Source organism: Solibaculum intestinale, assembly GCF_040096205.1.
In the GTDB taxonomy this organism is placed as follows: Bacteria; Bacillota; Clostridia; order Oscillospirales; family Acutalibacteraceae; genus Solibaculum_A; species Solibaculum_A intestinale.
In genome coordinates this window covers 14,345-28,850 of record NZ_JBBMFD010000022.1, presented here as the reverse complement: position 1 = coordinate 28,850, position 14,506 = coordinate 14,345, and the positions used below count along the sequence as shown (strand labels likewise).

The window sequence follows — 14,506 nt, the reverse complement described above, 5'->3', positions numbered from 1 at the left end:
GCAAAACGACGCCAGCTGCGCCGGGGCGGGCTGGATGCGGCTTTCGCACGAAGCCCGCCTTCAGACGCTTTTGCCGGTTTCGTTTTCGTTTATTTATTTCCCGACCACCGCCTTTTTCCGCCTGTAGAACAGCATTCCCAGCACACCGCCGCAGGAGGTCAGCATCAGGCTGATCCACAGCATCATATTGCTGCTGTTCCCGGTCTGAGGATTGGTGGTGTCGGAAGGCTGATCGCCCGTACCAGTCTGCTGGCCGTCCTGTTCTGCGCTGGTTTCAAACGGTGTGTTGGAACCAAGGATGGCGTACTGGTCCAAATGGGTAGTCTCGAACACAAGGAAGTCGCCTTCCACCGCCGCGTCAAAGCGTTCCAGTTCTTCGCCCAGATATACCGCCTGATAATATTGGTAGCCCTTCAAATGGTCGTTCAGCGGAATTTTGACCGTCATGGGGTTATCCTTGATTTCCAGAGCTTTGCCGTCTTTTCTAACGCTGATGTCGTAAATGGACAGCAGGCCCGGCAGCTGATCTTTCAGTTCCGGACGGCTTCCCAGCACGCTTTCCTGCGCAATGGTGTCGGCATAAAGCTCTGCACCCTCCGGCACACCGTCGGTCAGGGAGATGGAAACGCCGGTATCGGAAGCAGTCAAATCCTTAACGGCTTCGCTGCTCTCACCACCTGTAGACTCCCACTTGGCATAAAGGTCAATCGGCGCATAGGGTGCGGCGCCGTAAGGGTCATCCTTCAGGTCCTCGTAAATGCTCAGATAGGTGACCGGCCCATCGGTGCAGGCTTCGTCCTTGTACCAGCCTGCAAACACCATATCGCCGTTTACCGGCTTGGGACAGGTGGCCTCCACGAAAAAGGCATCCTGACCGGAGAATTCCATTGACTGCGGATTCATATACAAATGGTCGCTGCCGTCCTCCGCAAAGGTTCCGCCGTTGGCCCGCAGGACGACGGCGTATTTCGGATTTCCGGTTTCTTCATAGGTCAGCGCGTTTTTGTCCACGATCTCCGAACGATAGGCCGCTGTGATAAAGACACCTCGGTTGCCGTCCTCGTCCGTCTCGATCGCGTTCTGGACGTCCTCCGCCGTGACGGAGCCTTCCAGCGCCTTATACCCGCCGTTTCCATCGCTCACCATCCATGCGGCAAATTCGATGGAAGAGGGCGGGCTGTATTCGCTGCCGGGGTAGTGGTAGCTCGGACCCTTGGGGAGCGCAACGGAGAAGCTGGAGCTGTCCGCAACCTCCACATCATAGTACAGATGCGCCATATTGATATCTTCATCATTGCTGGAGATGCTTTTGTCCGCCGGATTGATATCGCCTTCAATGGTGGTATACACCGGCTCCTCGCCTTCGTTTTCCACATGCCCAATGCGTATTGTCGCATAGAACCGGCCGGCTTCGGTATCAATATCACCGACGTCAACCCAGCCAATTTCATAGTAGCCATATGTTGCGCCGCCGTAGTAAAAGCTGAGGGTCAGGGGGCCTCCCGCCGCGAACGCCGGCACAGCCATTCCAATAGCCATACAAAGCGCCAGCAACCCTGCAAGAAGTTTGCGCTTCATGATTGATTTTGCTCCTTTCAAGATAAAATTCATGTGAATAAACGATTTGATGGTTCTCTTTGGGGTATCACCGCCTTTTTCTGTGTATTTCTATGCCATCCGTTCCCCGGTGCGCCGGTTCAGGCAGCCAGGGCGAAACGAATAACCTTCCCTGCCGCAGTTAAGATTCTTTATGCTTTGGTATTCACCAAAGCATAAAGAAGGGATATCTCTTCTGCGTTTTCAGCTTTCCTGCGTCTCCCATTTGGCGTAGAGGTCTATCGGCGCGTAGGGCGCTTCCCTGACGGGGCGCTCTTTGAGCTCTTCAAGGATTCTGAGTCCTGTTATCGGGCCGGCGGTGCAGGCTTTGTCCCTGTACCATCCGGCGAACACCTTGCCGCTGCTCGACGGTTTCAGACAGGTAGCCTCCACATAGAAAATCTCCTGGTCTGCAAATTCCAGCGACCGCGGTTTCATATACAGCAGATCGGTCCCGTCCACTTCAAAAGCCCCGCCGTTGGCGTGCAGCCTGACGGCGTACCGGGGATTCCCGTTCTCGTCATTCAAGGCATACTCGTCTGCCATTTCCGAACGGAACGCCGCTGTGACGAGAACCTTGCGCCGCCTGCCTTTCTCCGTCTCCACGGCAGGCTTTACCGCTTTGGATGTGACCGGATCCTCCAGGGCCTTGTAGCCGCCGTTTCCGTCCTTTACCATCCAGGCGGCAAAGCTTACGGTGACTGGTTCGGCGCCCTCGCCGCCGGGGAAGTGATAGTCCACGCCGTCCGGCCGGGGGACAGAAAACTTAAGCCTGAGAAACGGCTTCCTGTTGTAATAGAGCTTGCCCTTTAGAAGCTGCGGGTCGTCGTTGTCAATGCTCTTATCCCCCGGATTGATCGTTCCGACCAGTGTTTTCCACTTTTTCGTCTCGGGGTCAAGGTAGCGGTAAACCGCCTGGAGCTTGCCTGCCTTTGTGTCCACACGGCCCAAATTCACCAGGCCGTCCTTGTAACTGCCATAGTCCGCGCCGCCGTAGTAAAAGCTCAGGGTAACGGGGCCCTTCCACAGCAGGAACAGCAGAGTCACCAGACCCAAAAGCAGGATGGCGGTAATCGCGCCGATGGCAAATGGGAGGTTGCTGTTTCCTTCGTCCGGAGGGGCGGGGGCACTGTTTTCCGAAGGGATGGGGGCACTGTTTTCCGAAGGGACGGGGGCACTGTTTTCCGAAGGGACGGGGGCACTGTTTTCCGAAGGCCCGCCTGGCTCCTCCGCCGGCGTGGATATATTGCCCGGCACAAAACCGGCCGGCTCCCACCTTGCGTACAAATCCATCGGCGAATAGGGTGCAGCGTAGTCGGGCTCTTCCTTCAAATCATCGTTAATGCTCAGATAGGTGACCGGCCCGTCGGTGCAGGCCTCGTCCTTGTACCAGCCGGCGAACACCATATCGCCGTTTGACGGCTTGGGACAGGTTGCTTCGACGAAAAAGTCGTTCAGAGCGGAATATTCCAGCGACTGCGGGCACACATACAAATGGTCGCTGCCGTCCTCCGCAAAGGTTCCTCCATTGGCCCGCAAGATGACGGCGTATTTCGGATGTCCAGTCTCTTCATAGGTCAGCGCGTTTTTGTCTATGACAATCGCTGGAAAAGCCGCTTTGATCACGGCGACTCTTTTTCCTTCCTCGTCCGTCACGGTCGCGTTTCGGACGTCCTCCGCCGTGACGGAGCCTTCCAGCTCCTTATACCCGCCGTTGCCGTCGCTCACCACCCATGCGGCAAACTCGGTGGTCTCGGGCGGGCTGTATTCGCTGCCGGGGTAGTGGTAGCTCGGACCCTTGGGAAGCGCAACGGAGAAGCTGGAGCTGTCCGCAATCTCCACATCATAATACAGCCGTGCTGAACTGATAAGGTCATGGCTGCCGGTGATGCTTTTGTCCGCAGGATTGATGTCCCCTCCAATTTCCTCATCCCCGAAGTCTATCGCCGCATAGAACCGGCCGGCGCCGGTGTCAATATTACCGACGTCAATCCAGCCTTCCTGGTATCTGCCGTAGTCCGCGCCGCCGTAGTAAAAACGGATGGTAAGGGGGCCTTCCGCCGCAAAGGCCGGGACGGCCATCCCAAGCACCATACAGAGCGTCAGCAGCGCCGCAAACAGTTTTTTCATAAAACGCCTCCGTTTCATGCCGGTCCAGCCGGGGAAGGGCGGACGGGAGACAGATTCCCGGTTCCGTCCACCCTTCCCGCCGGCTTTTCCGGTTGGTTTTAGGCAGACGGGCTATTTCCCAGCCGCCGCCTTTTTCCGCCCGTAGAACAGCATTCCCAGCACGCCGCCGCAGGAAGCCAGCATCAGGCTGATCCACAGCGCTATATTGATGCTGTCCCCGGTCTGCGGGTTTTCTGTCTGCTCAGAAGGCTTGCCCGGCTGTTCGGGTTTGGCTGGATCAGCCGGATCGGTAGGTTCTGTCGGATTAGTCGGGTCAGTGGGCTCTGTTGGATCGGTGGGTTCAACCGGCTCTCCGGTTCCCGTTGCAGGGATGGTTTCGATCTGCACATATTTGCAGACCGTGCAGGTGCGCTCCCTGGAGCCCGTTTCCGTTTCGCTGGCTTCCTTGATTACTTTCCAGTCGCCATAGGTGTGGGCGTCCACGTCCGCCTTTGCTCCGCACTCGCACTCATGCCAGTGATTGTTTTCGTCCGAGCTCCACTCTTCGCTGTAGCTGTGTTCATGCCCGATCACCGGGATCGTCTCTGTCTGCTTATAATCGCAGACCGTGCAGGTGCGCTCTTTGGAACCCGCCTCGGTTTCGCTGGCTTCCTTGATTACTTTCCAGTCGCCATAGGCATGGGCGTCCACGTCCGTCTTTGCGCCGCAGTCGCACTCATGCCAGTGATTGTTTTCGTCCGACTTCCACTCTTCGCTGTAGCTGTGTTCATGCCCGATCACCGGGATCGTCTCTGTCTGCTTATAACTGCAGACCGTGCAGGTGCGCTCTCTGGAACCCGCCTCGGTTTCGCTGGCTTCCTTGATTACTTTCCAGTCACCATAAGTGTGGGCCGCCGTATCCGCCTTTGCTCCGCAGCTGCACTCGTGCCAGTGATTGTTTTCGTCCGACTTCCACTCTTCGCTGTAGCTATGTTCATGCCCGATCACCGGGATCGTCTCTGTCTGCTTATAACTGCAGACCGTGCAGGTGCGCTCTCTGGAACCCGCCTCGGTTTCGCTGGCTTCCTTGATTACTTTCCAGTCACCATAAGTGTGGGCCGCCGTATCCGCCTTTGCTCCGCAGCTGCACTCGTGCCAGTGATTGTTTTCGTCCGAGCTCCACTCTTCGCTGTATGCATGGGTGTGCGGCTCAGCACCGGAAGGATAAATGATCACCTGAACCTTTTGAAATATTTCGTCATGCCAAATTAAGCTGTTATCCCAGACGATTCTGCCGGAATCATTGTTATAGGAAAAGTCCAGCCGCGGCATAAGCCCGAACCTGTACCCGCCGTTTACCAGCAAATCCAGCTCCAGATGACCTCCGGAATCAGAGTCCCAGACCCATTCGCCGTCATCGATTACAAAGGCATCTGAGGAAGGCTTAAAATTGCTTAGCTGTTCTGAACTTAAAGACCAGATATCCTCTTGCCCCAAAAGTCCGACAAGATCTTCAGGCCCGGTAATGTCGATTTGCTCTACCACTTCCGGCTCCCCAACATCGCCGACTGTAAACCAGAAAAAGATCTTTTTCCAGTTATGACTGAGATACATCTCGGAGTCCTTACGCGCATAGTGGAGCGTATTTCCGTTTTTATCCACAATAAATTCAATATCAAAATCATCCGGAACATAATAATTGGAGTATATGCTAGTTATGACGTTGACTTCCAGCATATAGGTTTTACCTGTTTCAAAGGTTTCGGGGCTTCTATTGACAGGCTGCTGAGCGCCTACATAGGGAACCTCGCTCCAGCTGTAAGTTACACTCATATTTTCTGCAACCTCCCTGCCGCCCGGGGTTCCAAGCGCCGGATCTTCAATTTTATCACCCGCCTTCGGCGCATTCATCGTCAGGGGTACGCTTTGGTAGTCCTTTGTTTCCATATCTGTCATGTCAGGAAAGCTTTCGAATCTGGTCGTCCGCACATAGGCTTTCCTGTAAACCTTAAGACCGTTGTCGTGTATCAGCGTTGCGCTCTTCCCGTCGGGTGACACGGTAACCGTCGCCTCTCCATCTACGTTGATGGTTCCTCTGGCATCCGACGCGAACACCACGCCGTCCGCCGCCTCTACTTCGGCATAAAAGGTATACCCGTTTTCTGCGCTGAAATGCGTATCCTCCTCCGTCAGATCCTGCCATTCTCCTTTGTTTTCGCGCTTAATTTGCAGCCGGGCGTCCTTGATTGTGAACAGCGATTCGGCGCGCGCGCCAAGATTGTAGCTTACTGTAAAATTATCCGGCTCCATGTGGATTTCCTGCTCATCATACGGCCATATTTCACTGTCTATGGAGATATAATCGACGACTATGTCCCCAAACTGCATGAACACCTCGATTCTGTAGGGATCCAGGGATATGACCTTCGCTTTTTCGCCGTTTACCGTAACCTCCGGCGGCGTATCCCCGAAATACCAGCCGGTCTGGGCGTACAGGATCATGTGGACGCCGTACGCGAGGGACTCATTGTATTCATCTCCAGAAAATACTGAATTCCAAACAGGATGGTCGTCATACGGACCTTGGCTCCATTCGTAATAGCTGGCACTGTAAATCTTCACCTGCTCATCATGGGACTGCGCCACCTGCTTTTCAATGGTATCTTCCGCCTGGCCAAAATCGATGCCTGCCTCCGGGACGGGAATCTCCTCAAAAGCAAGGCTGGTAATTTCCTGCGTCTCACCAGGCGGGTCAATGGCAAACCATGCGCTCACAGCCACCAATGATTCGCTTCGTATGTCAACGGTCAGCCTTTCCGGCTTTGCGCCGCCCAGGGAGACCACAAGATCCTCTGTCGCGGTATAGTTGAAATCCATACATACGGACAGGTACAGCCTGTACCAGCCTGTTTCAAAAGTATCGCCCTCGCTCAAGACGTCCAGAGCGTTTGTATCGTCAATAGCGGCGCACTTATACCAGCCTATTCCCCCTACGTCATAAGGCGCGCTCTCCTGGCTCTGAATGCTGAAATCCGCAGGCTTGCCCTCTGCCGGCGCGTCTACCTCCAGCGCCATGCTGTCTATGATCTGCGGCTCATAGGGGTCGGTTTCTTTGCTCCCCTCAATAACAAACTTCCCGCTTGTGCCCACTCCGTTGGGGTTTTTTGTATCCTGCGGTCCGTAACTCTCCCCTTCACGAAGACCTACAACGGTGAAGTAATACTCTCCAATCATGGTGAGACTATCGGCTATATCAATTTCTGTAGTACCTCCACTGCGATAAGAGATAGGTTGGTTGTCTCTGTAAAGTACCACATTATATGATGCTGCGCCCTCTACCGGATCCCATTTGGCAACGGTCCCTTCAAAGCGAGGGTTCTGCGGTGCGGGCAGCGGATCCTCTGCTGCGAACACCGTCGCCGGCAGTATGCTCAGCACCATGCACAGGGAAAGCAGCAGCGCAAACAGCCTCTTTTTAACTTGCATTGTATTTCTCCTCCTTATTAAAATAAGATTGTTTAACCTTTGGTGCATACCAAAGGTTAGAAGGGATATTCCTTCTGCAAAACGACGCCAGCTGCGTCGGGGCGGGCTGTGGCCTTCGCACGAAGCCCGCCCTCAGACGCTTTTGCCGGTTTTGTTTTATCCCTCAGCCTTATTTCCCGGCCGCCGCCTTTTTCCGCCTGTAGAACAGCATCCCCAGCACACCGCCGCAGGAGGTTAGCACCAGGCTGACCCACAGCATCATGTTGCTGCTGTCCCCGGTCTGGGGGTTGTCGGTGGCGTCGGAAGGATCCTGCGGCTTCACCGGCTGGGCGGGATCCGTGGGTTCTGTCGGGTCAGCCGGATCGGTGGGATCTCCGATTCCCGTTGCGGGGATGACTTCGGTCTGCATGTATCCGCAGACCGTGCAGCCGCGCTCTCTGGAGCCCGCTTCGGTCTCAGTGGCCTCCTTGGTTACATCCCAATCGCCGTAGGTATGGTCCGCCAGATTGAGCTTTTCCCCGCAGGAGCATTCCTGCCAGTGCTCGGTTTCGTCATATTTCCACGTTTCATCATGGATGCCGTGCTCATGGACAGGCAATGTTTCGATATCCTTGTATCCGCAGGTGGCGCAGGTGCGCTCCTGCGAACCTTCCTCGGTTGTGGTGGGTTTCTTTGTCACCGTCCAATCGCCGAAAGTGTGGTTTCCCGCTTCGGTTTTCTCGCCGCAGCGGCACTCCTTCCAATGCTCGGTTTCATCACTCTGCCAGCCATCATAGCTGTGCTCATGTTCAAGCTTCGGAATGGTTTCGGTCTGCACATATTCGCAAACCGTACAGTTACGTTCTCTGGAACCCTCTTCGGTCTCAGTGGGGGGCGTAGTTACTTTCCACTCGCCGAAGGTGTGGTCGGCCAGATTGAGCTTTTCCCCGCAGGAACACTCCTGCCAGTGCTCGGTTTCGTCATATTTCCATGTCTCGTCATGGATGCCGTGCTCATGGACAGGCAACGTTTCGATATCCTTGTATCCACAGGTGGAGCAGGTGCGCTCTCTGGAACCTGTTTCCTCTGTGGTGGGGGGTGTTACCGTCCACTCGCCGAAGGTGTGGCTTCCCGCTTCGGTTTTCTCGCCGCAGCGGCACTCCTTCCAATGCTCGGTTTCATCACTCTGCCAGCCACCGTAACTGTGCTCATGTTCAAGCATCGGAATGGTTTCGGTCTGAACATATTCGCAAACCGTGCAGGTACGCTCCCTGGAACCCGCTTCGGTTTCGGTGGGGGGCCTAGTTACTTTCCACTCGCCGAAGGTGTGGTCGGCCAGATTGAGCTTTTCCCCGCAGGAACACTCCTGCCAGTGCTCGGTTTCGTCATATTTCCATGTCTCGTCATGGATGCCGTGCTCATGGACAGGCAACGTTTCGATATCCTTGTATCCACAGGTGGAGCAGGTGCGCTCTCTGGAACCTGTTTCCTCTGTGGTGGGGGGTGTTACCGTCCACTCGCCGAAGGTGTGGCTTCCCGCTTCGGTTTTCTCGCCGCAGCTGCATTCTTTCCAGTGCTGGGTTTTATCGCTCTTCCAGCCTCCATAACTGTGCTCATGCGGCTGGGGATCAGGATCTACTCCACCGCCGGTATTGCCGCCGACTGCCCAGTCGCCCCATTCACCCCGACCTGTTACCGTATATTGGCCGTCCGGGTCACCGACAATGTCAATCGTCCTGGCTCGTACTTTAAGCGTATACGCATCTTTCGACTGTGTGATATTCTCCGAAGAGAAAAACACCCACCTGTCTATCTCAACGCTTTCCGTCTGGAGCACCTGGCCGTTCAGTACTAACTGCGCCTCATACTCAAGATACGTGCTGCCTGATGCGTTGGCAGGTTTATCCCACATTACCTGGTTTGCGTATCCCGACCAGCGAGGATTTTCCGGCACATATTTTCCTGCCGCAAACACAGTCGCCGGCAGTATTCCCAGTACCATGCATAAGGACAGCAGCAGCGCAAACAGTCTCTTTTTTCTTGGCATCTTTCATTCTCTCCTTTGCAAATAAAATCAGTTTTTGGTATTTCCGCCGTCCGGTTCGGACGGATCCTTTCCTCCGGCGGGCGGGTTTTCCTGTGCCTTCCGCTTTTTCCTATATAAGAACACAAGCAGCAGCGCCAGCAGGACAGCCGCCGGTATCACGGCTAGCAGAACGATATAGACGGCGTTTTTGCCCTTTTCCTCAGCCCCGTCGTCTTCCGGCGTCGAGATTCCGGAGAAGGGGGTATCGAAACCGAGTACGGCATACCGGCCCGGACCGCCGGCTTCAAAGACCAGGCTGCCGTCTTCGGCCTTTGCCTCTATGCGCTCCGGCTCGTCATCCACCCGCACCGCCTGGTAATGGGCGTAGCCCTCCAGACGGCCGTTCATCGGGATGCGTACCGTCATGGCGCTGCCTTCGATTTCCACCGGCTCCCCATTCTGGCGGATGCTGATCTCATACACCGACAGCAAGCCGTCCAGTTCTTCTTTCAGTTCCGGCTTCTTTTCAAGCAGGCTCTCCGCCTCCATGACGCCGGCGTACAGCTCCACACCCTCCGGAACCGCTTCGGACAGGGAGACGGAAACGCCGGTATTTTCATCGGTCAGCTCCACGATGCCTTCGCCGCCGGAATCCTGCCTGTTATCCGGGTTTTCCCCGGGGGCTGACGTCTGCGCGGCGTCCCTTGTCTCGGCGTAGCCGCAGACGGTGCAGACCCGTCTTTCCGTATTGCCGTCCGCCGTCCATGCGCCGAAGCTGTGATCCGCCGTATCCTTTTTGTCGCCGCAGGAGCACGCCTGCCAGTGCTGCGCCGCGTCATGCTTTTGGGTATAGCTGTGCTCATGGGGCGGTTCGGCTTTTCCGGCGCCCGTACCGGCTGAGGTCGCCCAGGGGCCCCATTCGCCGACGTCCGCTACCATATACTGGCCGTCCGGGTCGCCCACGATCATGATCCATCTGGCGCGCACCTGTATGGTGTACTCCTCCTGCGGCCGCGTCACAACGTCGTTTGTGAAAAACAAATAGGTGTCGATTTCCACTGCCTTGGACTCGACCACATCGTCGCCCAGCAGCAGCTGCGCCTCGTATTCAAAGCTGTCGCCGGAGGCTGCTCCCGCCGGCCGATCCCACTGCACCTGGTTTTTATAGCCCGACCAGCGGGGATTCCCCGGCACATATTCCCCCGCCGCCGACACGGACAGGGGAAGAGCCGCGATCATCAGGCATACCGCCAGCAGCATACTGAAAAGCCGTGCGCCTTTTTGCCGCCCCGGCGGTTTTTTCCTGTACATACGCGATCTCCTCCCTTTATCGCACCGGAGCGCCCTGCGGGGAAAGCGGCGTTCCGCATGCTCCGCAGAACCGGCTTCCGGGCGGTATCTCCGCCCCGCACTGGGGGCATTTGTTTTCCAGCTTCGCCCCGCAGTTGTTGCAGAATCTGGAGCCGGCCACGCACTGGGTTTTGCAGGAGGGGCAGACGGTCATGCCCGCGTTCAGCGTCGCCCCGGCGTTTCGCACCACCACCGAGCGGCCGCCGGAGACGATGCACTGCTCAATCACCTGGAAAATCTCTTCCGGCAGCTTTTTCTGCTTGTAGGCGCCCACGCCCGCCGTAACCGCCAGCGGCCATGCCACCAGCCAACCCAGGGCACCGGCCCCGATCTTATCCGACCATTCGCCCTGGCCCACGGTGACGTTTAAGTTGTCGTCCATCCGGATCATCTGTACCGTTGTCGCCAGGCGCATACCCGAGACGGTTTTCCATCCGTCCTTGGATTGGCGGCCCTGCACCACATACCCTTCGGTGGTTTCGGCGCTCTGCACCTCCATCCCTTTGGCGGAGGACAGGAACGACGATACGGCGTTCGCCACTACCTGGGTACTCATACCGGCGGGCAGCCGGAATACTCTTGATTCATTTGCCATGGATATCCCTCCAGATATTCAGATTCATTGTCTATTTATTCGCCCTGCCGGGAGAGCGGCGCCCCGCATTCCGGACAGAATTTCACGCCCGGGGCAGCGGACGCGGCGCACTGCGGGCATATCACCGGCGCTCCCGCTTCCAGCTGTGCCCCGCACTGGCAGCAGAATTTTGTCCCCGCCGTGTTGGCTGTGCCGCAGGAGGGGCATGCCGTACCGCCAGGCGCGGCCGGAGTTTGTGCAGCAGTCTGCGCAGCCTTGGCCGCTTCCGCCTCCGCACGGATCCGGCCGATTTCCGCCTGCGCCTGCGCCGCTTCGTCGTAATGGGCTTTGGCGGACTGGCAGAACTCCGCTATCTCCGGTGCCGTCTGGCCGTCGGATAGGAACAGGCCGTAATAATACTCGCCGATCTTTCTCAGTTCCTCCGCCGCAGCCTGCTGCTCGGCGTGGATTTTTGAGTTGAGCTTGTTGACCGCCAGCATATCCCCCGTCTTGTCCCCGATGTTTTTGGCGATGCCGCCCAATTTATCTAAAAATGACATTCCGATTTCCTCCCTTTCCCGGCTGCTGTTACCTATACGGCATAATGCCGGTCCGGCACGAAACAGCGGCGGTTGATCAGCAGCTCGTTCTCAAGGTACTGGGCGACCTTATCGGCTACGGCGGTCACCGCCCGTTCCTCTCCCTGGACCGACAGTCCGGGACAGGGCTCACGCATGGAAACCGTCAGCCCGGTTCCCACGTCCTGTATCTCCGTCGAAAGGCTGAAGGTGCTGACGTTCCCGTAAACCGAAAGCCGGGCGACCACCGCGCCGCTTTCCTCTTTCCGGTATTCCGCCCCCTCCGCGTCCAGCACGTCGTAAACGGCCATCTGCACATACCGCCGGACATAAGGAAGGAGCCTTTTCACTTGACGCATTCCGTTTCCCTCCTTGTCATATATTCATTGTTTGCGTTTTTCCGCCGCTTTCCTATTCGATGTAGCCGCTGATGGGCTCTGCATACAACTTTTTGTCAGTCACCGGCTTGTAGCGGTCGCTGCCGGTGCTTTCATACCAGCCGGCCTCCGCCCGGTAGGTTTCGCCGGTCTGCGTGTCGTACACGCGCTCGTAGCCGCCGGTTTCGTCGCTCTGCATCTGGCTGGTGATGTCCTGCTCGACGTTCCGTCCCTCCCAGGCCGCCATTATGATTTCCAGCCTCTCATTGGTGATGCGGCTGATTTCCTTTGACATCGCCACCTTTTCTTCACCGGCCTGCTCAGTGGCTTTTACGAAACTCTCAGAATAGGCGAGCGTTCCAAGGCATTTGGTGAGGACGCTCTCCCATTCGATAAAGGTATCCTTCGCGGCGGTGACCGCCATGACGTTGTATGCCATGTAGTAGCCGCCGTCCGCCCGGGGGATGATATAGCCCGACGGCGGTCCTGCAGCAATATCAGCGCTTCCGAAGTCCACCACCGACGCGGCAAACATCCCCTCGCCCTCCTTGCCGTTTTCGGTAAAGGACGCCCGCAGCGTCTCTTCTCCCAGAGCATACGAGGACAGGAGGCTGGCCGAGGCAAAGCGGTCGGTGACGGTAAAGCCATCAAACCGGGGGAAGGTATAGCCGGCATAGCTCGGCTCCCACTGCTCTGCAAACACCGCGTATTCCGAAAACAGCTTGAAAAAGTTTTCGGTGGAGGGAGTTGTCAGCACCGGCGCCTGGGAAAGCATCTGCGCCCATGTGTTCCCCATGGTGACGTTATACGCATAGGCGTCCTTTCCCTCCTGGCTGTGCAGCAGGCCCTCCGCCTTCAGCAGGACAAACATCTGGTTGAGGGGCTGGCTGGGATCCTGCACCCGGATGGAATGGTACATGGCCGTACCGCCGCTGGTGACTGTCCAGCCCTTGGGGATCTGCAGGCTGAAATCCGCCGTTTCATACAGCTCGGTTTCGATGGACCTGGCCGCTGTCTCAGTGATTTTTACGTCGTTTTCTTCTTTCGTGATGGTCCCGTCGCTGTTGACGACGGGTTCCTTTTCGCCCAGCTTCCACGGCAGCTCACATCCGGTAAGGGAGAGCGCCAGCGCCGCCGCCAGCAGCAGGGATAGTACGCTTGTCTTTTTCATAATAGAATGCCTCCTGATCAATCCGCTCTTAATTTCAATAGCCATGCAGGGCGCCGAGCTTCTCCTGCACATCCGCCGGGATTGCGATCTCGCCTGATTCATAGTCCTCGCCTATCGCTTCCGTGACGGGGAGAATCTTGTAGTCCGCCGTGATGATGTAATCGTGGGCAATGGTGAGCACATTGCTGTAATACCGGCTCAGCAGCTCCAGCTTTACAAGCCGGTAGCGGTCGCCGCCGCCGAATTTCGGGAGATAGGCGGCGGGGGTGCCGTCGGCGTTGGTGGTCTTTTCCTCATGATCCAGAAAACTCTCGGGGATATCGTCGTACACAATCTGGTAAAACGCCTGATCGGTCGCCAGGATGTTCCCGTTTAAGATGGCAACCGCTTTTTCCCCGTCCCCCACGGCCTCGTCCGCCACCTCGTAAACAATATAGCCGTCCTCATCGTCGTCAAAATAAATCCCTTCAAAGTTCTCGGAGGGGAGCTGTCGTTCTGCCGCCGTCTCCAGCTTCCCATCTGCGATCAGCAGATAGCTGCCTCCGACGTGCACAATCCGCTGGGCTCTGTCCCGCAGCCCGACGTCCTCGGTCAGCGTTTTTCCGTCTGCGCTGTAGCGCCAGGCGTGCGTCAGGACGGGATGGAGATACTTGCTCTCCGTCGCAGTGTACGGGCCGTTGTTGCTGGCAGACTTGACCGAATACCGTTTCCCGTCCCGGTAGACCACCTCCAGGTCGGCGCCGTTGAAATCGTTGGCCTGGAGGTAGACGGGCTGTTCCGCAAGGGGCAGGGTTCCCACCTCCCGGCAGTTCTGTCCCCCCGGCAGGGTCGCGTCGCAGCGGTACTGATAGATTTTTCCGCCGGACAGGAAGACGCTGGACAGATTGCCGCCGGCCTTTTTGGGGTTGAGATCCGAAAAGACGGTTTGCAGGCTCAGCACGCCTTCTGCGCCGGTAAGGGCTTTGTAATCCGACTGGTCAAAGGCGACGCCCCGTTTTTTCAAAAGCTCCTGCTCTAGCGTTTCCGGCTCCGGTTCCGGCGCCGGAGCGGCAGGCGTGCTGCCGGCGGACGCTGTGGGGCCGCCTGTATCGGAAGACGCCTCCGAGGGCTCCGTCCCACCGGAGCAGCCGGCCAGCAGCAGCCCCATCGCCAGCAGGAGCGGCAACAGCCGCCTGCAGAGGCTTCGCTTTTTGGTATATTGAATCAAATCGGTTTGTTCGTTCATTCTCTTTCCTCCTGAAGCTGGTGTGCGGACAGCAG

10 protein-coding genes are annotated in these 14,506 nt (G+C 57.1%); all 10 read right to left on the bottom strand.

Features of this window, described 5'->3' with window-relative positions:
• Nucleotides 1-93 precede the first annotated feature (93 nt).
• Entirely contained in the window at nt 94-1,578 is a 1,485-nt protein-coding gene (locus WMO26_RS10960; RefSeq protein WP_349220397.1) for an LPXTG cell wall anchor domain-containing protein, read from the bottom strand.
• 222 nt (nt 1,579-1,800) lie between these two features.
• Entirely contained in the window at nt 1,801-3,726 is a 1,926-nt protein-coding gene (locus WMO26_RS10955; RefSeq protein WP_349220396.1) for an InlB B-repeat-containing protein, read from the bottom strand.
• Nucleotides 3,727-3,837: 111 nt separating this feature from the next.
• Nucleotides 3,838-7,191: a hypothetical protein gene (locus WMO26_RS10950; RefSeq protein WP_349220395.1), complete on the bottom strand. Its 3,354-nt coding sequence runs from the start codon at nt 7,189-7,191 to the stop codon at nt 3,838-3,840.
• A 169-nt stretch (nt 7,192-7,360) separates the two neighbouring features.
• A complete protein-coding gene (locus WMO26_RS10945; RefSeq protein ID WP_349220394.1) occupies nt 7,361-9,217 on the bottom strand; it encodes a hypothetical protein in 1,857 nt (618 codons plus the stop codon).
• A 27-nt stretch (nt 9,218-9,244) separates the two neighbouring features.
• Nucleotides 9,245-10,507 (bottom strand): hypothetical protein, encoded by a 1,263-nt coding sequence (locus WMO26_RS10940; protein WP_349220392.1) that lies wholly within the window; start codon nt 10,505-10,507, stop codon nt 9,245-9,247.
• Nucleotides 10,508-10,523: 16 nt separating this feature from the next.
• On the bottom strand, nt 10,524-11,141 hold the full coding sequence (locus WMO26_RS10935) for a zinc ribbon domain-containing protein (protein ID WP_349220391.1): 618 nt from the start codon (nt 11,139-11,141) through the stop codon (nt 10,524-10,526).
• A gap of 35 nt (nt 11,142-11,176) precedes the next feature.
• The gene (locus WMO26_RS10930; RefSeq protein WP_349220389.1) at nt 11,177-11,680 is read right to left on the bottom strand and encodes a zinc ribbon domain-containing protein; all 504 of its coding nucleotides are present in this window, start codon (nt 11,678-11,680) and stop codon (nt 11,177-11,179) included.
• Nucleotides 11,681-11,712: 32 nt separating this feature from the next.
• Nucleotides 11,713-12,057: a hypothetical protein gene (locus tag WMO26_RS10925; RefSeq protein ID WP_349220387.1), complete on the bottom strand. Its 345-nt coding sequence runs from the start codon at nt 12,055-12,057 to the stop codon at nt 11,713-11,715.
• Between the two features lie 52 nt (nt 12,058-12,109).
• Nucleotides 12,110-13,246 (bottom strand): hypothetical protein, encoded by a 1,137-nt coding sequence (locus WMO26_RS10920; protein ID WP_349220385.1) that lies wholly within the window; start codon nt 13,244-13,246, stop codon nt 12,110-12,112.
• 34 nt (nt 13,247-13,280) lie between these two features.
• Nucleotides 13,281-14,471: a hypothetical protein gene (locus WMO26_RS10915; RefSeq protein WP_349220383.1), complete on the bottom strand. Its 1,191-nt coding sequence runs from the start codon at nt 14,469-14,471 to the stop codon at nt 13,281-13,283.
• Nucleotides 14,472-14,506: the final 35 nt, after the last annotated feature.